This window comes from Prochlorococcus marinus str. MIT 9107 (assembly GCF_000759855.1).
Lineage (GTDB): Bacteria > Cyanobacteriota > Cyanobacteriia > PCC-6307 > Cyanobiaceae > Prochlorococcus_A > Prochlorococcus_A marinus_N.
The window spans coordinates 122,111-143,576 of sequence record NZ_JNAI01000006.1 but is presented as its reverse complement, the minus strand read 5'-3'; the positions used below and the strand labels follow the sequence as shown (position 1 = coordinate 143,576).

The 21,466-nt window shown below is 34.0% G+C and carries 26 protein-coding genes; 16 read left to right on the top strand and 10 right to left on the bottom strand.

Annotation, left to right across the window (positions count from 1 at the left end; all coding sequences use genetic code 11):
* The first annotated feature begins 104 nt into the window (after positions 1-104).
* A complete protein-coding gene (gene folE / locus EU92_RS05095; RefSeq protein WP_032513893.1) occupies positions 105-851 on the top strand; it encodes a GTP cyclohydrolase I in 747 nt (248 codons plus the stop codon).
* 41 nt (positions 852-892) lie between these two features.
* Here folE and EU92_RS05100 read toward each other — a convergent pair whose 3' ends face one another.
* Positions 893-1,546, bottom strand: a complete 654-nt coding sequence (locus tag EU92_RS05100) for a phosphoribosylanthranilate isomerase (protein ID WP_032513892.1) — start codon at positions 1,544-1,546, stop codon at positions 893-895.
* A 55-nt stretch (positions 1,547-1,601) separates the two neighbouring features.
* Between EU92_RS05100 and EU92_RS05105 the strand changes: the two genes are divergently transcribed.
* Complete coding sequence (locus EU92_RS05105; protein WP_032513891.1) at positions 1,602-2,825, top strand: site-2 protease family protein; 1,224 nt, start codon at positions 1,602-1,604, stop codon at positions 2,823-2,825.
* A 9-nt stretch (positions 2,826-2,834) separates the two neighbouring features.
* Here the strand turns inward: EU92_RS05105 and EU92_RS05110 are convergent, their stop codons facing one another.
* Positions 2,835-3,578 carry a lipoyl protein ligase domain-containing protein gene (locus EU92_RS05110; RefSeq protein ID WP_032513890.1) on the bottom strand — a complete coding sequence of 248 codons (744 nt, stop codon included), beginning with the start codon at positions 3,576-3,578 and terminating at the stop codon, positions 2,835-2,837.
* A gap of 101 nt (positions 3,579-3,679) precedes the next feature.
* Between EU92_RS05110 and psaM the strand changes: the two genes are divergently transcribed.
* The 4 genes from psaM (at position 3,680) to EU92_RS05130 (ending at position 5,991) form a co-directional block, all read left to right on the top strand.
* The gene (psaM, locus tag EU92_RS05115; protein ID WP_025887817.1) at positions 3,680-3,784 is read left to right on the top strand and encodes a photosystem I reaction center subunit XII; all 105 of its coding nucleotides are present in this window, start codon (positions 3,680-3,682) and stop codon (positions 3,782-3,784) included.
* 86 nt (positions 3,785-3,870) lie between these two features.
* On the top strand, positions 3,871-4,218 hold the full coding sequence (locus EU92_RS05120; RefSeq protein WP_032513889.1) for a hypothetical protein: 348 nt from the start codon (positions 3,871-3,873) through the stop codon (positions 4,216-4,218).
* Positions 4,219-4,272: 54 nt separating this feature from the next.
* On the top strand, positions 4,273-5,277 hold the full coding sequence (locus EU92_RS05125) for an SDR family NAD(P)-dependent oxidoreductase (protein ID WP_032513888.1): 1,005 nt from the start codon (positions 4,273-4,275) through the stop codon (positions 5,275-5,277).
* Between the two features lie 180 nt (positions 5,278-5,457).
* Entirely contained in the window at positions 5,458-5,991 is a 534-nt protein-coding gene (locus EU92_RS05130; RefSeq protein ID WP_032513887.1) for a hypothetical protein, read from the top strand.
* 99 nt (positions 5,992-6,090) lie between these two features.
* Here the strand turns inward: EU92_RS05130 and bchL are convergent, their stop codons facing one another.
* From bchL to EU92_RS05150, 4 genes are all read right to left on the bottom strand, one after another.
* Positions 6,091-6,978 carry a ferredoxin:protochlorophyllide reductase (ATP-dependent) iron-sulfur ATP-binding protein gene (gene bchL / locus EU92_RS05135; protein ID WP_032513886.1) on the bottom strand — a complete coding sequence of 296 codons (888 nt, stop codon included), beginning with the start codon at positions 6,976-6,978 and terminating at the stop codon, positions 6,091-6,093.
* Between the two features lie 190 nt (positions 6,979-7,168).
* Entirely contained in the window at positions 7,169-8,740 is a 1,572-nt protein-coding gene (locus EU92_RS05140; RefSeq protein WP_032513885.1) for a ferredoxin:protochlorophyllide reductase (ATP-dependent) subunit B, read from the bottom strand.
* A gap of 6 nt (positions 8,741-8,746) precedes the next feature.
* Entirely contained in the window at positions 8,747-10,003 is a 1,257-nt protein-coding gene (locus EU92_RS05145; protein ID WP_032513884.1) for a ferredoxin:protochlorophyllide reductase (ATP-dependent) subunit N, read from the bottom strand.
* Positions 10,004-10,160: 157 nt separating this feature from the next.
* On the bottom strand, positions 10,161-10,529 hold the full coding sequence (locus EU92_RS05150) for a hypothetical protein (RefSeq protein ID WP_032513883.1): 369 nt from the start codon (positions 10,527-10,529) through the stop codon (positions 10,161-10,163).
* 96 nt (positions 10,530-10,625) lie between these two features.
* On the opposite strand from EU92_RS05150, the gene EU92_RS05155 reads away from it, so the two are divergent.
* On the top strand, positions 10,626-11,393 hold the full coding sequence (locus tag EU92_RS05155; RefSeq protein ID WP_032513882.1) for a microcompartment protein: 768 nt from the start codon (positions 10,626-10,628) through the stop codon (positions 11,391-11,393).
* A 6-nt stretch (positions 11,394-11,399) separates the two neighbouring features.
* Here the strand turns inward: EU92_RS05155 and EU92_RS05160 are convergent, their stop codons facing one another.
* On the bottom strand, positions 11,400-11,984 hold the full coding sequence (locus EU92_RS05160) for a non-canonical purine NTP pyrophosphatase (protein ID WP_032513881.1): 585 nt from the start codon (positions 11,982-11,984) through the stop codon (positions 11,400-11,402).
* 328 nt (positions 11,985-12,312) lie between these two features.
* On the opposite strand from EU92_RS05160, the gene EU92_RS05165 reads away from it, so the two are divergent.
* The 8 genes from EU92_RS05165 to EU92_RS05195 all read left to right on the top strand — a co-directional run bounded on the left by EU92_RS05165 (position 12,313) and on the right by EU92_RS05195 (position 19,304).
* Positions 12,313-12,624, top strand: coding sequence for a BMC domain-containing protein (locus EU92_RS05165; RefSeq protein ID WP_002807869.1), 312 nt, complete (start codon positions 12,313-12,315; stop codon positions 12,622-12,624).
* Positions 12,625-12,693: 69 nt separating this feature from the next.
* Positions 12,694-14,109, top strand: coding sequence for a form I ribulose bisphosphate carboxylase large subunit (locus EU92_RS05170; RefSeq protein ID WP_002805854.1), 1,416 nt, complete (start codon positions 12,694-12,696; stop codon positions 14,107-14,109).
* A 93-nt stretch (positions 14,110-14,202) separates the two neighbouring features.
* Positions 14,203-14,544: a ribulose bisphosphate carboxylase small subunit gene (locus EU92_RS05175; protein ID WP_011376108.1), complete on the top strand. Its 342-nt coding sequence runs from the start codon at positions 14,203-14,205 to the stop codon at positions 14,542-14,544.
* Positions 14,545-14,634: 90 nt separating this feature from the next.
* Positions 14,635-16,932, top strand: a complete 2,298-nt coding sequence (locus EU92_RS05180) for a CsoS2 family carboxysome shell protein (RefSeq protein ID WP_032513879.1) — start codon at positions 14,635-14,637, stop codon at positions 16,930-16,932.
* 7 nt (positions 16,933-16,939) lie between these two features.
* Entirely contained in the window at positions 16,940-18,469 is a 1,530-nt protein-coding gene (locus EU92_RS05185; RefSeq protein ID WP_032513878.1) for a carboxysome shell carbonic anhydrase, read from the top strand.
* 2 nt (positions 18,470-18,471) lie between these two features.
* Positions 18,472-18,729, top strand: coding sequence for a carboxysome peptide A (locus EU92_RS0108920; protein WP_032513877.1), 258 nt, complete (start codon positions 18,472-18,474; stop codon positions 18,727-18,729).
* A 12-nt stretch (positions 18,730-18,741) separates the two neighbouring features.
* Positions 18,742-18,990 carry a carboxysome peptide B gene (locus EU92_RS05190; RefSeq protein WP_032513875.1) on the top strand — a complete coding sequence of 83 codons (249 nt, stop codon included), beginning with the start codon at positions 18,742-18,744 and terminating at the stop codon, positions 18,988-18,990.
* Between the two features lie 74 nt (positions 18,991-19,064).
* A complete protein-coding gene (locus tag EU92_RS05195; protein WP_032513873.1) occupies positions 19,065-19,304 on the top strand; it encodes a 4a-hydroxytetrahydrobiopterin dehydratase in 240 nt (79 codons plus the stop codon).
* A gap of 5 nt (positions 19,305-19,309) precedes the next feature.
* Here the strand turns inward: EU92_RS05195 and EU92_RS05200 are convergent, their stop codons facing one another.
* The 3 genes from EU92_RS05200 to gloB all read right to left on the bottom strand — a co-directional run bounded on the left by EU92_RS05200 (position 19,310) and on the right by gloB (position 20,780).
* Entirely contained in the window at positions 19,310-19,537 is a 228-nt protein-coding gene (locus EU92_RS05200) for a DUF3136 domain-containing protein (protein ID WP_032513871.1), read from the bottom strand.
* Between the two features lie 85 nt (positions 19,538-19,622).
* On the bottom strand, positions 19,623-20,015 hold the full coding sequence (locus tag EU92_RS05205; protein WP_032513867.1) for a Rid family detoxifying hydrolase: 393 nt from the start codon (positions 20,013-20,015) through the stop codon (positions 19,623-19,625).
* A gap of 24 nt (positions 20,016-20,039) precedes the next feature.
* Positions 20,040-20,780 carry a hydroxyacylglutathione hydrolase gene (gene gloB / locus EU92_RS05210; protein ID WP_032513864.1) on the bottom strand — a complete coding sequence of 247 codons (741 nt, stop codon included), beginning with the start codon at positions 20,778-20,780 and terminating at the stop codon, positions 20,040-20,042.
* 40 nt (positions 20,781-20,820) lie between these two features.
* Here gloB and hisG point away from each other — a divergent pair, with 40 nt between their 5' ends.
* Positions 20,821-21,462, top strand: a complete 642-nt coding sequence (gene hisG / locus EU92_RS05215) for an ATP phosphoribosyltransferase (RefSeq protein WP_032513862.1) — start codon at positions 20,821-20,823, stop codon at positions 21,460-21,462.
* Positions 21,463-21,466 lie beyond the last annotated feature (4 nt).

Genomic DNA, 21,466 nt, shown 5'->3' with positions numbered 1-21,466 from the left:
CTTCTCTCTAATGAACATTAATTTGTGATATAGTGTATAGGTAAAATAGCACTTGAGAATATAAAGTAATTAAGTTTGCAGATTATTTTTCTGATAACAATTCCATGACTTCTACATTACCTAACGATAATATTAAAAAATCTTTTAGTGACAAAATAAGTAACAAACTTATCTCTGAAATAATCAGAGAAAGAATAAAACTGAATAAGAAAAGATTTCATGCTAACGATAATATTTCTGATTTTATTAATCCAGGCGAATTAGAAATTCTTCAAAAGGAAGTGGCAACGAAAGTCAGAGATTTACTTAAATCATTAGTTATTGATATTGATAACGACCATAACTCACAGGAGACAGCTGAGAGAGTTGCAAAAATGTATTTGCAAGAAGTATTTAAAGGTAGATATCATAAACGACCTAATGTTACTGATTTTCCTAATGCAAAAAAATTAGATGAAATATACACCCTCGGTCCCATAAGTGTTCGCTCTGCTTGCTCCCATCATATGGTCCCAATTATTGGAGATTGCTGGATTGGAATTAAGCCAGGAGACAAAGTCATAGGAATCTCTAAGTTTGCAAGAGTAGCTGATTGGGTCTTTTCTAGACCTCATATTCAGGAAGAAGCTGTAATGATACTCGCAGATGAAATAGAGAGATTATGCGAACCAAAAGGTCTAGCAATTTTGGTTAAGGCTAAGCATTATTGTATGTGTTGGAGAGGGGTAAAAGAGCCTAATACCAGTATGATAAATTCCATAGTAAGAGGAGATTTTAGACATGATCATAGTCTTAAACAGGAATTTTTTGAGTTAGTTAAACAGCAACCTAATGGTATGGCATGTTATTAAAGCTTAGTGAATAATATTTTTTTATAAAATCACTTGAAAATTTAACTTTTGATTTTATCAATAATATTTTTTGTTGCTTCTAAATTTTTTAAACCAGGGCAAACTTCAATACTACTAGAAATATCTAATCCATCTGGTCTAATATCACTTAAAATCTCTTTAACCCATTCAATTGAGACCCCACCTGCTAACCACCAAGGTTTACTAAATTGCAGGTTCTTTAGATAAATAGAATTAATTTTCTTCCCTGAACCACCATAAGTTTCTTTATTCCAAGAATCGAGTAGTATGGCATCTACAAAATCCTCAAAAGGCCCTATCTTATCAAAGTCCTTTTCCGTTTTTATTCTGAAAGCCTTCCATAGGCCAATATTTGGAATTTTTTCCCTTATTTGTTTGCAGTATTCAATACCTTCATCTCCATGTAATTGAATGATTGTCTCACTCGGGTCCCCTAAGAAATTTTGAATAATTAAATCTATAGGACAATTCTTTACGACAGATACCCTCTCGATTTTTGGATACATATTTTCTAAGGCTTTAAAAATTTTTTTCTTAATTTCAGCTGATATGTATCTTGGAGACTCCTCAACCGAAATAATTCCGATAGCGTTCACTCCTAATTTAGCGACCTGAAGAGCTTGTTCTCTGGAAGTTATTCCACAAATTTTAACTAAAGTATTAGTCTTGGGCATATCATTATCTTGTATGTAAAATTAATATTATTGATCAATATAGCGGAGATTATTTTTGAGGAGTTGGCAAATTTTTAAAATATGGGGAATTCCCTTCAAAATTCATCCTTATTGGTTTGCGATTCTTTTTATATTCTCATGGAGTATAAGTAATCAGGTTAATTTAACCTCAGGAGATATTTACAATACTAAAGAAGCATGGATTATAGGATTTTTAACTTCTTTTTTCTTATTATCTTCAATTATTTCTCATGAAGTCTTACATACTTTTGTTTCCCTAAATCAGGGTGTAAAAATAAAGAAAATTACTTTTTATTTTCTTGGAGCAATTTTACAAATTGATAGGTATTGTCAAACTGCTTTAGGAAATATAAAAATTGCTATTGTTCGACCAATATTATGTTTTGCCACAGCATTTATATTACTTTTAATAAGTAATTACAGTGAATCGCAAGAACTAATATCCATCAATATCATTTCTAGAGTAGGTATATTAAATTTATTCTTAGGCTTCTTAAATTTGATGCCAATTGGTTCATTAGATGGAGGAAATTTATTAAAAAGTATTATTTGGCATTTCTCAGGGAGTAAAAACAAAGGGAGAGATTTCCTCAATAAAGTAAATTTATCTTTATCTTTTTTTGTCCTAATACTTGGGATGATTTGTTTTTTTAGATTTAACTTTTATTATGGGTTTATTCTTTCTTTTTTAGGTTTGTTTGGAGTTAACTCTGCAAAATCAGAGAGCCAATTTTACAAAATTGAAAAAATACTAAAATTTAGTAAAGTTTCTGAGCTTAAATTAAAGCCTTTGAGAAAAATTAAATTCGATTCTAATTTCTCAGAATTTAATTCATTAATAAAAAATAAAAAGGATACAGCGGATAAATATTTTTTTGTTGCGAATAATGGCAGATGGACTGGTTTTGTTGATGAAAATATTTTAAAAAATGTCTCCATAAAAAAATGGGAACGGAACTTTGTTGGAGATTTTAAGAAACCGATCAATAGTTTTGCGAGTGTATACAGTAATGACAAATTATGGAAAACTATAGAAAGACTTGAAGAAAATGGCGAAGGTTTTATATTGGTTCTCAATGCTGCAAATATCCCTTTGGGGATAATTGATAGGTCGAAAATAGGACAATTTGTATTGAATAAATTAGGTTTTAATTTTTCATCAGAAATTATCAACAAATTAAATTATAAAAATCAGTATCCTTTGGGAATTGAATTACCAAGAATAATTAATTCAATGAAGCAGAAAGGAGATCTTTAAGAATTAGTTTTATGCAAGTTTTTCAATAATTTTATTATTAATGGAGATATTTTTGAATCTTATATTTGGTTTATTCTCTAGGAATGAATTTCTTAAATGTTTAACTATTTCATTATTTGTGAGGTCTAGATTCATTTTGGGTGGGGCTTCTTCATTAAATAATTTGTACCATAAATCTTTTGAAGGATTTGTTTGAATCTCTCCATGTTGAAGGAAGGCGCCTTTTTTTCGATATTGTGCACTACCTATCCTCTTGAATCCATCCTGATCAACTAAATCACAAATCTGTGAAGTCCCAAAACAATTAGTTCTTATGGGTGATTTTCGTAAATTACCATTTTGCAAGTTTAGACCTAATTCACTAAAACTTTTAATTAACCAATTGTTAACCATTTCATAACTTAGGATTTTATAGTGTGTTTTTTTAAATGTTAATGCATATGTTATGCCCCCTGAATGCAAAACAGCTCCTCCTCCAGAGGGACGTCTTACAATATTAATTTCTCCATTTAATAATAATTTTTCCCAATGATGGGGAATTTCCTTTTGGTGATAGCCAATAGAAAGCCAATCCCCAGACCAATAGTAGAACCTCAATGTGAAGATTATTGCAGGATTTGAAATTGTCTGATCTAAAGAATTTAAATCTAAAGCCATTTGATCAAATCCAGGTAAATTATTTGTAGAAAAAATTAAAGCTTGATTTTCTATTCCCAAAATTAAATTTGTAGGTCTATTTATAATAATTTTCAATAAATTTTTTCTTTCAATTTATTAATTACGTAACATCATTTTGTAATAGTGTGTCAAATCCACTCTTTTGGGTGGAAAATATAGTAAATATTTTTTTTAAAATGGAGCCAACTCAAACAATAAATTTAATTGCACTAAGCCTCATAGTAGTTATGCATGCAGGGGTTTTAGCATTAAGGCTAGGAATTAGCTTAGGTAGAAATTAAAATCTATTAGAAAATATACATTTTTAAGTTAATAATATATATATTACTGAACTAAATTATCTAATTAAAAAAACTAATCACTAAACTTGTCAAAATCTTTTTACAAAAATAGTATTTTTTACAAAACATATCTAGGTTCTGCATTTAAAACAAAGCAGCAGAAACATGAAAATTTTGTATCTTTAGTTTTTTTAATTATAAAAATTTCCTTTTCCCTTTTAGCAATAATAAGCTTGATTAAACTTGGCTACAGTTCCAAAGTCAGATTAAACAGATTAAGGGAAATTGAAGACTCATTTTTATATGAAAAATATCGATTCAATGTTTTGAAAAGTAGATTTGATGATTTATTCTCTTCTGAAGGTGAGCAAATATTTATGAAGGATCAAGATCAAATAATTTCTAGGGACATTATCAGGGTAATATGGCGATGATAAGAATGATTTAGAATCATTTTACTTATCATTTTTCTATTAACTTTTTTGCTTGTGAGTAAGAACATCAAGGGTTTAGTCCTCATAACAGGAACAACTTCAGGAGTTGGATTAAATACTCTAAAACCTCTATTAAGATTTGGATGGGAAGTTATAGCTGTTAATCGATCAAATCAAAGAGCGATAACAATAGCTGAGGGATTTTTGACAAAAGAAGAAATTAAAAATGTTCACTTTGTAGAAATAGATCTTTCTGACTTGGATGATGTAAGGAAAGGTTGCGATCAAATATTGGAAAGATTTAAAAAACCAATAAATTCTCTTATTTGTAATGCAGCAGTTTATAAGCCTAGACTAAGGAGGCCTGAAAGATCTCCGCAGGGTTTTGAAAACTCAATGGCTGTAAATCATTTTGGGCATTTTCTTATGATAAACCTTCTTATAGAAAATATTTTATCTTCAGAACGAGAAATAACCTTAAATGGTAAATCTACGTTATTCAAGCCAAGAATTACAGTTCTAGGAACAGTTACTGCTAATTATTTAGAACTTGGAGGGAGAATTCCTATTCCTGCCCCAGCTGATCTGGGAGATTTATCGGGATTTAAAAATGGTTTTTTATCTCCAATTAGTATGGCTAACGGAAAGAAATTTAAACCTGGTAAGGCTTATAAGGATAGTAAACTTTGCAATATAGTAACCGCTCAGGAATTATCAAAAAGATATCCTGCAGATAAAATTATTGTTAATTCTCTATATCCTGGATGTGTTGCTGAAACAAAACTGTTTAGAGATACACCTTGGATATTTAGAATTCTTTTCCCGATATTTCAAAAATTCATAACAAGGGGATATGTGTCACAAAGACTAGCGGGAGAGAGGGTCGCTCAGGTAGCAACTTATAAAGAATATGCTAAACCATCAGTCCATTGGAGCTGGGGAAATCGTCAAAAAAATGGCAGAAAAGCTTTTTCTCAAAAGTTGTCAAAAAGAATAATTGATACGCAGACCTCTAAACAAACTTATGATCTAACAAAACAATTGGTTGGATTAGATTAATTAAGATTAATCATATCCTTTTAGGCATAGCTAAGATCATTGCTATCACTAGTTTTATGGCGATCTTACAAAATAAAATAAGTTCTCTCAAAAACTTCTTTAACAAAAGGTAAAGCAAATCTCTTAAATCAAATAATTGACAGTCGATTTAAAATTGGAGTAATAAAATCCTCTTTTTTAATGCAAAAATTATTAATACCTTTATTCGCTACTATTGCATTACCTATCGCAGTTAATGCTCAAATAGATAAGGAAACAGCAGAATTTTGCCTAAAGGCAGCAGATTTTGCAGGTTGTGTTGAAGCAATGACTGGAGAAGGGTTTAAAGTAAAAAAAAGTTTGATAAAAGGGAATAAATGCCCTGAAGGTGCTGCCTACATTGGGGATGGTAAATGCATAGTTGTTAAATGTACGTATAACTCTCTTTGGTGGGGGATACAAGGACCTAATGATCCTCTTTTCGTTGGGAAAAGTACTTGGGATTGTCCATTCAGTCCCTGGGGAGGTCCAGGTCGTCTCAAGCCTGGAGTAGAAGTTCCAGTAACAAATAGTGATTTGTGTCCAGAGGGTGAGCCAGCCATTGGATGGAACTCTACTTGTGAAGCTCCTTACATTATCAAAACAAAAAAAGAGAAACCAATTAAAGAAAAGAAGAAACCCGTAAAAATAAATTGTAATTCTCCTGTTTGGAAAAAGAAGCCTATCTGTAATTAATAAGTGTAAAATAGGATCTTAGATCCGTTGTAAACCATTGCGAGTACTACGTTCTCAGTAAATCTCTACTTATGACAAAATGGGTCGGGTTAGTTAAGACTAATCAAATCCCAACAAATCAAAAATTTCTCTATCTTTAAGCGGATTACCCTCAAGAGGTTCTACGTTTTCAAGCATATTTTTGGCAAGAGATAAATATTCATTTTGAACTTCAATGACGTCTTCAGACGGTTCCATTTCAAAGATGGTACATTTTTTTAGTCTCGATCTTCTTATGGCGTCTACATCTTTAAAATGAGCCATAGTTTTCAAGCCTGTTCTTTCATTGAATTTATCAATTTGGTCTGTATCTTTTGATCTATTTGCTACTACGCCCCCTAATCTGACTTTATAGTTTTTCGCTTTTGCTTTAATTGCAGAGACAATTCTATTCATAGCGAATATTGAATCGAAGTCATTAGCAGTAACAATAAGGCAGTAATTTGCATGTTGCAATGGAGCCGCAAAGCCACCGCAAACGACGTCTCCAAGGACGTCAAAAATAACAACGTCAGTATCCTCTAATAAGTGATGTTCTTTTAAAAGCTTAACTGTCTGGCCAGTTACATATCCTCCGCATCCTGTGCCAGCAGGAGGACCTCCACTCTCGACACACATTACTCCATTAAAACCTTCAAACATGAAATCGTTTGGTCTCAATTCTTCGCTATGAAAATCAACCTCTTCGAGAATATCAATAACAGTAGGGACCATTTTGTGCGTCAAAGTAAAAGTACTATCGTGTTTTGGGTCACATCCAATTTGTAGAACCTTTTTCCCTAATTTTGAGAATGCTGCAGAAAGGTTTGATGAGGTAGTTGATTTCCCGATACCGCCCTTACCATAAACGGCAATAACTAAAGCACCTTCTTCGATATTTATTTTTGGATCTTGCTTTACTTGAACACTTCCTTCTCCATCAAGAGGTTTTTTTATAGTAGTTGTCATTTAAGGCTTAAAAACACATTATTGTTTATATTCTTGCAGCGTAAATACCCATGAAATATATTTCTAAACAAATATTTATTTATTTGTATCAAAAGTCTAAATAATGTTCTTATTACTAGATTTTTAGAATTTTATTTATTAAGTTATGAGTGAAAATACTCATGATTAATTAATAATTTATTGGTAAAAATCAGCTGAAATATGCTTTAGCGTCGTAAAGGGTTTCATCGCTTATTTCTGGAATTCCTCTCAAGATTGCATATTTTTCGGTATTTGTTTTAACTTTACCTCTTACAAAAAATGGAACTTTTGTTAATTCGGCTCTGCCCGATTCAGTCCAGATAATGCCCTCTTTAGGATTATTATCTATTTTTTCGTCAGAATTTATAGAATCCTTTGTTTTAGCTGCTGTATGTCCTAAGTGGCTTTGATGACCATCGACAAACTCAAAGTCATGTTTAAACATATCAATAAGATGCTCTTCTAATCCCATCATTAGGGGATGTACCCAATCATCAAAAATCACATTTGCTCCTTCCCATCCCATTTGAGGGCTATATCTTGCAGGAACATCTTGAACATGCATTGGTGTACTTATTACTGAACATGGAATGCCGAGTCTCTTGGCACTATGCCTTTCCATTTGAGTCCCTAAAACAAGCTCAGGAGCTGCTTTTTTCATCGCGTCTTCTACTTCTAGATAATTATTAGTAATTAGAGCTTCTATACTTAGTTCTTTTGCAGTAGCTCTTACTTGTCTCGCCATCTCCCTACTGTATGTTCCAAGACCCACTACTTCAAAACCCAATTCTTCCTTAGCAATTTTAGCTGCTGCAATTGCATGTGTTCCATCACCAAAAATAAAAACTCTTTTACCAGTTAGATAATTTGAGTCAACTGATTTTGAGTACCATGGAAGTTTTGATTTGTTTTCTAATTCTTCTTTATTAGTCAGAGGAAGGTCTAGCTTCTTATGAACTTCACTTATAAATTCAATAGTATTTTTTATTCCAATAGGAATAGTATTTGTATATTCCATTCCAAAATTACGTTTAAGCCACTCACATGTCGCTTCTCCAATTTCTTTATAAAGACAGATATTTATTTCAGCATCAATTAGTCTTTGGAGATCATCTGAACTGGCACCTAATGGAGCAACAACGTTAGTATCTATACCTTGTTCTGAGAGAATACGTTGAATTTCGATAACATCATCCCTACACCTAAACCCTAGCAATGAAGGGCCAAGTATATTTACTTTTGGTCTTCGACCTAATTCCTTCCACCTTAGAGGATTTATTTTCTCTGAAGAACTTACTTTATCTTTTAAAAGGGTTCTTGTTAATTGATAAAAGGTTTCTGAAGCCCCCCAATTTTCTTTCTTGCTATAAGCAGGCAATTCAAGATTAACAATTGGCATATCAAACCCCATTCCTTTTGCAAGAGCTCCAGGCTGGTCTTGGATTAGTTCTGCTGTACAACTTTCTCCAACTAAAAGAGTTTTTGGTTTAAATCGTTCTACAGCTTCCTTAATATTTTTCTTCACTAATTCAGCCGTATCTCCTCCGAGGTCTCTAGCCTGGAAAGTTGTATAAGTGACTGGAGGCCTTTGCCCTCTCCTCTCAATCATTGTAAAGAGAAGATCTGCATATGTATCTCCTTGAGGGGCATGAAGCACATAATGTATATCTTTCATTGAAGAGGCAATTCTCATCGCACCGACATGTGGTGGCCCTTCATATGTCCATAGCGTTAATTCCATAGTCTTTTAATGCGTTACTAGCGTTTTAGAAGTTAGTATTTGATTCCTTCTTAAAGGTTTGGAGAAGAGACCTGCCAAATCTGCAGCTTGATCAATACCATGAATTGGACTAAATACCATTTCTATCGACCACTTAGTACTAATTCCCTCCGCCTCAAGCGGGTTGGCTAAACCCATCCCACAAACTACTAAGTCTGGATTAGATCCCCTTACTCGATCTAATTGTTTTTCTACATGCTGTCCTTCGACAATTTTTGTATTGTCAGGTAATAAATTAATCTCCTCTCTCATTAAATCCTTATTTAGGTAAGGAGTTCCTACCTCGATAAGATCCATTTCGCATTCATTATGCAAAAATCTTGCTAAAGATATCTCCAGTTGCGATTCAGGAAGAAGAAATAATCTTTTCCCCTTGAGTATTTCTTTGTGAGATTCAAGAGCAAGTTTTGCTCTATTGATTAAAGGCGAAATAATTTCATGAACTTTAAGTTCACTAATTTTGAAAGATTTCGCTGCAGCTAAAACCCATTTTGTACTTCCTTCGATACCAAGGGGAAATGGAGCCGAAATTATTTCACAACCACGATGTTTGAGGTCTCGAACCGTATCACTTAAATAAGGCTGAGTTAATAATACTTTTGTATTTTTGCCAATCTTTGGTAATTCTGTTGATTGTCGTGGTGGAAAGCTCTCAATATTTGAAATTCCTAAATTTCTAAAAATCTTTTTAAACCTATCCTCTACATTATTTGCAAGAGTCCCAACTAATAATAATTTCTCCTCATTTGAGGACTCCATTAACGGAATTAAAGCTTTTAAGGCGCCATCCTCTCCTTGGGTAAAAGTTGTTTCTATCCCACTGCCAGAGTAATTAACGAATCTTACTTGACCTGAAAATCTTTTATTTAATTTCTCTGCGACAGTTGCAAGATCTAGTTTGATTACTTCACTTGGACAAGATCCAACTAGAAAAAGAGTTTTTATTTCTGGTCTTCTTGCAATAAGATCATTAACCACTCTATCTAATTCTTCATGAGCGTCAGCAAGACCAGCAAGATCTTTTTCTTCAAGAATAGCTGTCCCAAATCTTGGTTCAGCAAAAATCATAACTCCAGCAGCACTTTGAATTAAATGAGCACATGTCCTTGAGCCTACCACCAGAAAAAACGCATCCGGCATTCTTCTGTGGAGCCAAACTATTGAAGTTAAGCCACAAAAAACTTCCCTTGGCCCAGCTTCCTTATTAAATTCAATTTTACTCATTAAAAATTTTCAAGATCTTATATTTAAAGCTTGCATAAACTTTTTAATTTAAGAAAGTAATTAATAAGTTCTCTTACAAAATGCACACATTTAAAAAACTTATATGAATGTTTAAATACTTAAATGAGAATCATGAAAATGATTTTCAAGGTTTATTCTAATTTCTGTAGAAGGAATTTCCTTGGTTTATTTTTGAAATTTTCCATACATTTCTAGCTATTTTCGTAGCTAATAATCCTGCTCTTTCTAACTTAGATTTCCCTGGCTTTGCTCCAATTAAAGCTGTCACTTCTGAAGTCGTTAAAGGTGCTCCAGTATTTATAGCTAATTGGGTTAACTCCAATCTGACTCTAAGGTTCTTAAGATTTACTTTCTCTATTTTATCTTCTTCTAACCAACTAAAAGATGGGTCTTTCTGAGATAGTTTTTGCATCAACCTTAGGCTAACTAATCCAAGAGTTTGATCAGTAGTTAATTCTTTTTCAGTACCAGAAAAGTTTGGTTCTTTTTTTTGAGAAGCTACCATAAAATTTCATATATTTAACTTGAAGTTATCGTTTTGTGAGCATCATGCAAGTAAATTTAATAGAAAAAAGAACCATTATCCGTTATAGTCTCCTGAATGGAACCAACATCTAGTTTTAATAGAGGGGAACGAAGAAATAAAAGCCCCCTCATAACCGGTTCTGAGATTCAATCTCAGAGCATTGGTGCTGGTTTTATTACAACAGATTCAGAGAAATCTTTAGTTTCAAGACAGGCAAGTCAAGTAAGCCAAATTGAATTAAGAACCTACGTTTTTTTGGATTCATTGCAACCTCAGTTGGCAGCTTATATGGGAACTGTCAGTAGAGGTTTTCTACCAATACCTGGGGATGCATGTTTATGGATGGAAGTTTATCCAGGTATGGCAATTCATAGAGTTACAGATATTGCACTAAAGGCTAGCAATGTAAGGTTAGGACAAATGATCGTTGAAAGGGAATTTGGTTCTTTTGCTCTTTACCATAAGGATCAAAGTACTGTATTGCATTCAGGTGATGTAGTTTTAGATGCTATTGGTAGTGAGATTAATAAAAGAACAAAACCATCAACAAGTTGGACAGAAATTATTCGCGCAATAACTCCTGATCATTCGGTGTTAATTAATAGACAAAATAGAAGTGGATCAATGATTCAAGCTGGTATGAGTATGTTTATTCTCGAAACTGAACCTGCTGGATATGTTTTAAAAGCGGCTAATGAGGCTGAAAAAGCATCTAATATTACTGTAGTTGATGTAAAAGCAGTTGGAGCCTTTGGTAGGCTAACCCTCGCAGGTAAAGAAGGAGATGTAGAAGAAGCCGCCGCCGCTTCTATTAGAGCAATTGAAGAGATTTCAAATTATTGATAATTTTTACTTTAAGCCAATTGCCTTTTTTAAAAAAGGTGACATGATTTTTGCTGCTTTGCCTCTGCTACCCAATTTACTTAATTGTGATTGACTAAGCTCACCATATACGCAATTAGCTTCTTTAACCCAAAAAATAGATTCGAATTCTCCATTTGGGTATTTTGGTTTCTTAAGAATCTCACCCCAACATATACCTGTGGTTTGTTTAACTAAGTTTCCAGAGGGGTCACATAAAACCATGCAACTTATGAATTTTGCACTTCTATATGGGCTATCACTAAGTTCATTAATTAATTTTTTAATTTTTTCAACATTATTTCTTGCATATCTAGCAGAATATATGCCTGGCCTGCCATCTAAGTAATCTACTTCGAGACCTGAATCATCAGCTAAAGTCCAGGTTTTTGTTTCTAAAGAAGCTGCATTGGCTTTTAAAAAGGCGTTATCAAGATATGTAGCTCCAGTCTCTTCAACGTTTAAATGTTCGGGTTGTTTTTCAACTCTTAAAGATAAAACATCTAACATTTCTGAAATTTCAGAGACCTTTCTTGGATTTCCACTCGCAATAGTTAGTACCGGAATACTCAAAACGATAAAGTTAATATGTTGAGAATATTATCTTACTTCAAAGATTGATACAGAGACAGGAGAGGTTGAACATTCCACACCTGTGTAGACAGGGCCTGTCTCGTACGCAAATAACATAATGTAAATTTTTTATTAACACAACAGTATGTTTTGATGCACTAACTGATTTTAATAAGTATTGACATATCAATAGTACCAAGGGTGATAAGTTTATCTTATCAATGATAGTAAAAACATTAATGGAGAATTTACAAAAAACGCTTGACTTCTAAGTACCTAATGGAGCATTCTTCGGATTGAACATTCCACATTTAGTAATTAGTAGGCAATGGCTACAGAAACAATGGGTATCGCTCTCGGCATGATCGAGACACGCGGACTTGTACCTGCAATCGAAGCAGCAGACGCAATGACCAAGGCAGCAGAAGTTCGCCTTATTGGTCGTGAATTCGTTGGTGGCGGTTATGTCACAGTATTAGTTAGAGGCGAAACAGGCGCAGTTAACGCAGCTGTTAGAGCTGGTGCTGATGCATGTGAAAGAGTTGGTGACGGTTTAGTTGCAGCTCACATTATTGCTCGTCCTCATAGAGAAGTTGAACCTGCTCTAGGTAACGGTGAATTTCTTGGTCAAAAGGACTAATTAAATAAAGCAAGATTTATAAATTTTGCACAATGATTATTTTCCCTACACAGACCTAAATTTATCCTTATGAGTAAAAAGTATGATGCAGGGGTAAAGGAGTACAGAGATACCTACTGGACTCCTGAATACGTACCCCTAGACACCGATTTACTAGCCTGTTTCAAATGCACAGGTCAAGAAGGTGTCCCAAGAGAAGAAGTTGCAGCAGCTGTTGCCGCGGAATCTTCAACAGGTACTTGGTCAACAGTTTGGTCCGAGTTACTTACAGATTTAGAATTTTATAAAGGACGTTGTTATCGAATTGAAGACGTTCCTGGAGATCCTGAAGCTTTTTATGCTTTTATTGCATATCCTTTAGATCTTTTTGAAGAAGGTTCAATTACAAACGTATTAACATCTCTAGTAGGAAACGTTTTTGGATTTAAAGCTTTAAGACACTTACGTCTAGAGGATATTAGATTCCCAATCGCTTTCATTAAAACTTGCGGTGGTCCACCTAATGGAATCGTAGTTGAAAGAGATCGTTTAAATAAATATGGAAGACCTCTTCTTGGTTGTACCATTAAACCCAAATTAGGCTTATCTGGTAAAAACTATGGTCGAGTTGTCTATGAGTGCCTTAGAGGTGGTCTTGATTTAACTAAGGATGATGAGAATATTAATTCTCAACCATTCCAGCGTTGGAGAGAGAGATTCGAGTTTGTTGCAGAAGCAGTTAAGCTTGCTCAGCAAGAAACTGGAGAAGTTAAAGGTCACTACCTAAACTGTACTGCTAACACTCCTGAAGAACTTTACGAACGAGCTGAATTTGCAAAAGAGCTAGATATGCCAATCATCATGCATGATTATATAACTGGTGGTTTTACTGCAAATACTGGATTAGCAAACTGGTGTCGTAAAAATGGCATGCTTCTGCATATTCACAGAGCTATGCATGCTGTTATTGATAGACATCCGAAACATGGTATTCATTTCAGAGTTCTAGCCAAATGTTTGAGACTCTCAGGAGGAGATCAATTACATACTGGAACAGTTGTTGGAAAACTAGAAGGTGATCGTCAGACAACACTTGGTTACATTGACAACTTAAGAGAGTCATTTGTTCCTGAAGATAGATCAAGAGGTAACTTCTTTGATCAAGATTGGGGTTCAATGCCAGGAGTATTTGCTGTCGCATCAGGTGGTATTCACGTATGGCATATGCCTGCACTCTTAGCGATTTTTGGAGATGATTCTTGTCTTCAGTTTGGTGGAGGAACACATGGACATCCATGGGGTTCAGCTGCTGGAGCTGCAGCCAACAGAGTTGCTTTAGAAGCTTGCGTAAAAGCACGTAATGCTGGTCGCGAAATCGAAAAAGAGAGTAGAGACATTCTCATGGAAGCTGCTAAGCACAGTCCTGAATTAGCTATTGCTCTTGAAACTTGGAAGGAAATTAAGTTTGAATTTGATACCGTCGACAAGCTTGACGTTCAAGGTTAAACCAGATTTCAAAATTGAGGAGATTCTTCTTCTCCTCAAACTTCTATAAATCTCGTTCTTTTACGAGTAATTCCATTCACATTTAAATTTATTATGCCTTTCCAGAGCACAGTAGGCGACTATCAAACAGTTGCAACCCTGGAAACATTCGGTTTCTTACCACCGATGACCCAGGAAGAAATATACGATCAAATTGCATACATAATTGCTCAAGGTTGGAGTCCTGTTATTGAGCATGTTCATCCTAGTGGAAGTATGCAAACTTATTGGTCATATTGGAAGCTCCCATTCTTTGGGGAAAAAGACCTTAACTTGGTTGTAAGTGAATTAGAGGCATGTCATAGAGCATATCCTGATCACCATGTAAGAATAATCGGATACGATGCTTACACTCAAAGCCAAGGAACAGCTTTTGTCGTTTTCCAAGGACGTTAAATCTACTTTATGTAGTAAATATCTTTCTCCAAAATTTTTTGGAGAAAGTTTTTAAAAAGAGTTTTTTAAAAAGTTTCAAATTTGAAGATTATGTCAAAAAAAACCAGTAGAGAGATTGCACTAGAAAGAAGAAAGGCCATGAGTGATAGTGGTAAAAAAGCTGCTGCTTATTCTTCAACGACTAAAGACAGAGTTCGATCTTCTCAAGATATACAGATTTCTGGGACTCAGTCTTCTTCTAATAATCAAAATATTTCTAAACCAGTTACAAAACATATTCCAAAAACTCAAGTAAGTAGAAAGTCTTCTTCAAGAACTTTATCTAGTAAAGAGTTAGTAATAGAGAGAAGAAAGGCAATGTCTACCCATGGGAAATCTGCTATAACCTCGTCTGATAAAACCCGTACTGAGGTTAAAAAAGAAATTCCTGTAAATACAGTTAAATCAACCATTAATAAAAATCAAGAAGTTCAAAATTCACATAATGCAGAAATTAAAACATCAAAACCAAACGTCAAAAGAAGAATTAATCAGAAGAGAAAGCCTATTACTAATACAAGTAGAGATATTGTTTTAGCTAGAAGAGAAGCTCAATCTAAGCATGGTAAATCAGCATCTAAACAAAATACTAGTGCCGCTTCTTTAGCTAGAAGGGGAGACCCAGATTTAAGTAGTAGAGAAATTTCTCAGAGGGTAAGAGAGCTTAGAAGTAAAACTGGTGCCACAGGTAAAAAAGGTAATGGTAAATTTAGACCATGTGGTCCAAATAAAAATGGAGCCAAACAAAATATTGCCGATGCTAGTTGGAAAGTTGGCACAAGTGAAACTGATTCAGGTCAAATAGTTACTGGAACACAGGCTAATAGATCTGTAAAAACTACAGGTAATGAAGCAAGCACATGCAGAACAGTTACTGGGACACAATATATGGGAGCAGAAGTAGCTGATCAATTTTGTCAAGATAGACCAAGTTATAAACAACCACTTAGATCTACTGTTACCGCAACAACATCAGGTAATAAAGTAACTGGGAACGAAGTTGGTAGATCTGAAAGGGTCACAGGAGATGAGCCAGGAACTTGTAAAAACCTTACAGGTACTGAATATGTATCTGCTAATCAATCACAGAAGTATTGTGGTGATATTCCAAAAAATCCTTCAAAGGTTAAACATAGTACTACAACCGATGGTTTAAAAGTATCTGGATCTCTTCCTGGTAGATCAACCCTAGTTACTGGAGATGAATCAGGTTCTGGGCATCAGTTAACAGGAGATCAATATCTTGGCTCTGAGCCAAATCCACAAGGTAAAGTATTTGAAAAAGTAGGAAGTTACAACACTCTTAATGGGAATAATGTAACTGGTACAGGGGTAGGAAGATCAGATCACATGACAGGTAATGAACATGGTAGTTGCAAGAATATAACTGGTGATGAGTACATAGGATCTCAACAATATGAAAAGTTTTGCGGTTCAAAACCAAAACCTGAAGCTAGAAAAGTAGGCTTAAGCCTTTCATCAAAGTCTAATTTGATAAGTGGGACTATGACAGGAAGATCAAAAATCGTAACTGGAGATGAACCCGGCTCATGCAAAGTTTTAACAGGAACACCATACGTAGGCTTAGATCAGATTAATGAAAATTGTAGTACTGAGATTTCTGAAGATATGAAATCTCGAGCGACAGTTAATTCTGGAAATAATTCAAATGCAAGACTTACAGGCCAGCAACCAGGGATTGGCGGAGTAATGACAGGTGCTAAGAAAGGTGCTTGTAAGAATCTAACAGGGACTCCTTATGTTGGTGGAGATCAGTTCTCAAAAACTTGTGATAATCCTCCACATGATACTGCGTATGCGAATCCGGAAAAGTCAGCAGGTAATTCTTGGAACGAATTCTCTGTTAAATCACCATCAAGAGACAAATATTATGAAAAAAATACTCAAGGTGTTACCGGTAATGAATATGAAAATGGTTCAAAGGTAACAGGCCCTTTTGATATGGCAGTTGATAAGGTAACTGGGACTGAAAAATTTAGATTCGAACCGAATAAAAATATTACTTATAAACAAAAAATGGAAATTGAAGAGGCAGATCGTGCTGCAAATACACCAGAGAAAAGAGTTGCATCTAGGATTACTGGTGAAGGACAATCAGTGGGAAACGTAACTGGTGATGATTGGGATCGTGGTGATAAGGTGACAGGAACAGAGGGAGCTTCTTCAAGAAAGAGAAATCCATCAAGAGCAGGATTTACTAGCGCAATGCCCCCTTTAGAGGTTAAGAGAAATGAGGATGTAGAAAAACCGGATTTCTTGATTACTGGATCTAGTGGTAATACTCGTGAAGGACAACTTGTTACCTTTTCAGGTGGTGCAAGAGGTTAAGTAAATAATGCCTTTAAGAGGACTGGCTAAAGCCAAGAACTTCACATTGGGGCCAACAGCTCCAATGAAAACTTTTACCGAAAATATTCATAGTCAAACTAAAGAATCAAATAATTTTAGGAATTCTGGAAAGTCTCACAAATTAACTAATAATATTCAAAATGAAAATCTATTTAAGTATGAAAGCAAAATAAAAAGTGATTTTGATGAAATTGTTCCAACTCTTAAGGAAATTGCCCGAATACAACATCATGATGATTTTATAAAAAAGGCTCAGACAATATCTAGAAAAAATTTGGGAATAGATTTACCCTTTCATGTATTAGATAAATCTTGGGTTAAACCTCTTGATATGAGAGCTTTATATGCATGGTGCACTTTCAAACAGCATGAGAAACTTAGTGACAATTTTTTTAACAATGACCCACTTGAAGGTGCTGCCGGAGGTAGGAATGCAGAAGACTTTGAGAAATTTCTTTTAGATTGTGGAATACATTTACTTGATATAACTCCTTGTTCAGATGGGAGATTAGCTCATTCAGTTGCTTATGTCATGAGAATACCTTTTAGTTCAGTAAGAAGAAGATCCCATGCTGGAGCACTGTTTGATATTGAAAATACAGTAAATCGATGGGTAAAAACTGAACATAAAAGATATAGAGAGAATATTCCTAATGAAGCTCATAAAGATACCAGGTACTTAAAAGTTGTAACTTATCATTTTAGTTCAGCAGATCCTTTGCATCAGGGATGCGCAGCTCATGGGAGTAATGACGAGTTAGCTGCAAGAGAAGGGAGAAATAAACTATATGCTTTCAAAGAGGCTGTAGAGAATAGCTTTTGCTGCGGTGCATCTGTGGATTTAATGTTGATTGGACTTGATACAGACACTGATTCATTGAAAATTCATTTGTCAACTAGCGATGGCAATATAGATTTAGAAAAAACTATTTCTACATTAGATATTTATAATTCAACAATAAATTTTTCGAAAGAGGATTCAGAGAAAGAAATTTGTCAAATAATTTCTAAGCATTCTTCAAAAGATAAACTACAAGGAATAGAAAAATTCATCTACAAATTAGTTATCAATAATATTTCTCAAATTGATTATGTGAAAAATTTTCATAATTGTTCTTATAAGGATATTGGTCATGCTGAGAGGTTTATTGGCGTTGGTATAGGTTTCAAAGAAGTACATCTTAGAAATTTAACTTATTTTGCACATTTAGATACTGTCGAAGAAGGTGCCCCAGATTTAGATGTTGGAGTTAAAATTTTTACTGGATTAAATGTTTCTCAAGATCTACCTATTCCAGTAGTCATAAGATTCGATTACTCTGGCAAAGTTCCTGGCGCAAAAGAGAGAGCAATAAAAGATTGTGAAAGAGTTAATAATGCGATATCAATTAGATATAAAAATTTAGTTAATCAAGGTTTGTTACATACTTGTTCTACTATTAGAGATAGGGACAACATTCATTCCGCCAAAATAATTGGAATGTCTTTAGATAAAAAAGCAGAGGAGGCTCACTAGTTATGTTAATTTGCAAGATTGTAAAACCACTCGTATCTACTAATAGGATTCCTGGTTTTGAACATAAACATCTACAGGTTGTATTGGATGGTTCTTCAAGTAAGGTTGCAGTAGATGCTGTTGGCTGTAAGCCAGGAGACTGGGTTATTTGTGTTGGAAGCTCTGCTGCTAGAGAAGCGGCAGGCAGCAAATCTTATCCTAGTGATTTAACTATTGTTGGAATAATTGATCATTGGGATCCTGACAGCCAGAAAAACTAGGAGGAAGAAATCGTGGAAATTATGAAGGTATTAGGAAGAATGGTCTGTACTCAAAGAGTTGCTGGGTTAGGACATATGAATTTACGAATTTTGGAGAATAATAAGGGAAAGAAATTAGTTGCTCTTGATCCTGTTGGAGCTAGAGAGGGCAATTGGGTTTTTACTTCAAGTGGAACGGCGGCAAGATTTTCATGTCCTAACCCAGAAGTGATAACTGATTTAACAATTGGGGGGATTATTGATTATTGGGACAATGATTAAAATTTTAACTTCAACAAGTTTATTTAGAAACTTTGTTGATTGTATAGTGTAATTAATCATTAATAAAGAATTTAATGTGGAATAAAAGAGAATCACCTTTGAGGATTGAAAAAAGATTTGAATTCGAGGAATACTCAAAAATTAGTAAATTCATGCAGAAAATTGAGAGTTTATGTAAAGAAAAGGATATCTATCCAAATATCAGCTTTGGTAAGAATTTTGTTAGTCTTTCAATTTTTTTAGATACTGAAGAAATTTCTAGTAGAGAAAAAGACTTTTCAAAAGATGTAGATAAATTTTATTTAGAAGATTAGATCTTTTAATAATTATTGGGCTTAGCAATATCTCTTTTAATTAAAGCCATTAAATATGTGGGGGCCTTATATCTTCCTGGTAGGCATCTGTTTAAAGTTTCGAGATGCCCCCAGCATACTGTCTTTTGTATATCTTTAACTGAGTTGCCTTTTAAAATTAATAGTCTTAGCGCTTTACAAAATAAAGGATAGCCTGCTTCTAATTCATCTATATTTAGCTTTGCTGCTGACATAGATTTAAGAGGATTAACCAATTAATAATCTATACAAATATGGTGCAAATTTGGGCCATATTTCAAATTTCTCAATAATTAGAAATTAATCTAGAAATGCGACGCAATCTATCTCAACTAAAACTCCTTTTGGTAGAGCTGAAACTTCCACACATGCCCTTGCTGGAGGATTCTCTATATTAAAAAATTCACTATATATTTTATTGACAATTTGAAAATTAGTTAGGTCGGTTAAGTAGATAGTTGTTTTTATTACATCCTCTGTTTTGGCTCCACCAGCTTTAAGAACCGCTGTGAGATTTTTTAAAACTTGAACAGTTTCCTTCTCTATGTCACCCAAACATGTTATTTCATTTAAAGCTGGGTCTATAGCAATTTGACCAGAACAATAGATAAAATTCCCAGCTTTTATTGCTTGATTATAAGGTCCGACTGGATCTGGAGCATTTGATGTTTTAATTACTTGCTTGGGGGACATTTGTTTAATAAGATACCTATCTATTTAAACCCATAAATCTTTATTTGCTCTTAAAAAAGTAAATTCTTCTAAATTTTTTGCTCTCAAGAAAAGGTTTATTTTCATCTCTTCATCCAGTAAAAATGGAATTGTCAATTCATTAAGAGAAAGTTTTTTTTCAACTTCCGAAAGTTTATTTTTTATAACTTGATCTTTAGGCTTGAGATTCAATGCCCACAATATATTTGCCTTAGTATATTCATGTGCGCAATATATGAGAGTATTTTTTGGTAAAGACTTGATTCTTTCTAGTGAAGAATACATTTGTTGATAAGTTCCTTCAAAAATTCTTCCACAGCCTCCAGAAAATAATGTATCACCAATGAAAAGAACAGGATTTTCCCCATTCAAAAAGAAGGCGATATGCGAGTTTGTATGCCCTAATACTTCAATTATTTTTACTTCTTCACCTAAAATATTTAAAGTTTCTCCATCCTCTACAGATACATTTTGAAAAGGTATTCGCTTTTTTTCTTTGTATGAAGCAATCACCTCTACATTTGGCCATCTTTCAATAAGAGACTTCGTCCCTCCAATATGGTCTGAATGATGATGAGTTTGCAAAATAGCTATTAGATTAAAATTGTTTTCATCGATATATTTAATTACTGGTTCGTGTACAGATGGATCTACAACTACAACGGATTTATCTTTTTCCCACAACCAAATAACGTTATCACTTAAAACTCTGAGGCCTATTATATTTCGAACTTTATTAAATTCCATTGTTAACTTAGAATAAAGAATCCTTGGAAGAAATTGATCTATGTTTACTATAGCTTTACCAAAAGGAGCTCTGTTAAAAGATTCAATTTCAACTTTTAAAAGAGCTGGGTTAGATTTCTCTAATGCTTTGGACGAAAATAATAGATCATTAACCTTTGAATCAAATTGCAAACGTGCTAAAGCTTTATTAGTAAGAAATGGAGATGTTCCTGTTTATGTAAGTTATGGTCAGGCTGATTTGGGTATCGTTGGGTATGACGTTTTGCTCGAATCTAAATTAGAAGTCGCAAAGTTATTAGATTTAGGATTTGGGGGTTGTCATATGTCGTTAGCGGTTAAGAAAAATAGCAATTATTCCAAACCAACTGATCTACCTGCGAATTGTAAAGTAGCAAGTAAATTCACAAAAACTGCAAGATCTTATTTTGATGAATTAAATATACCTGTAGAAATAGTTCATTTAACAGGATCAGTCGAGCTTGGTCCTCTTACGGGCATGGCAGAAGCAATAGTTGATTTGGTTGCGACAGGAAAGACTCTTAACGAAAATGGTTTAATTAAAATAGATGATCTTTTCTACTCGACTGCAAGACTAATTGGAAATCCTTTATCTATGAGATTAGATGATAATCATCTCAGAGATATTATTTTATCAATAGAATCAACTAATGCTCTATATTGAAGAA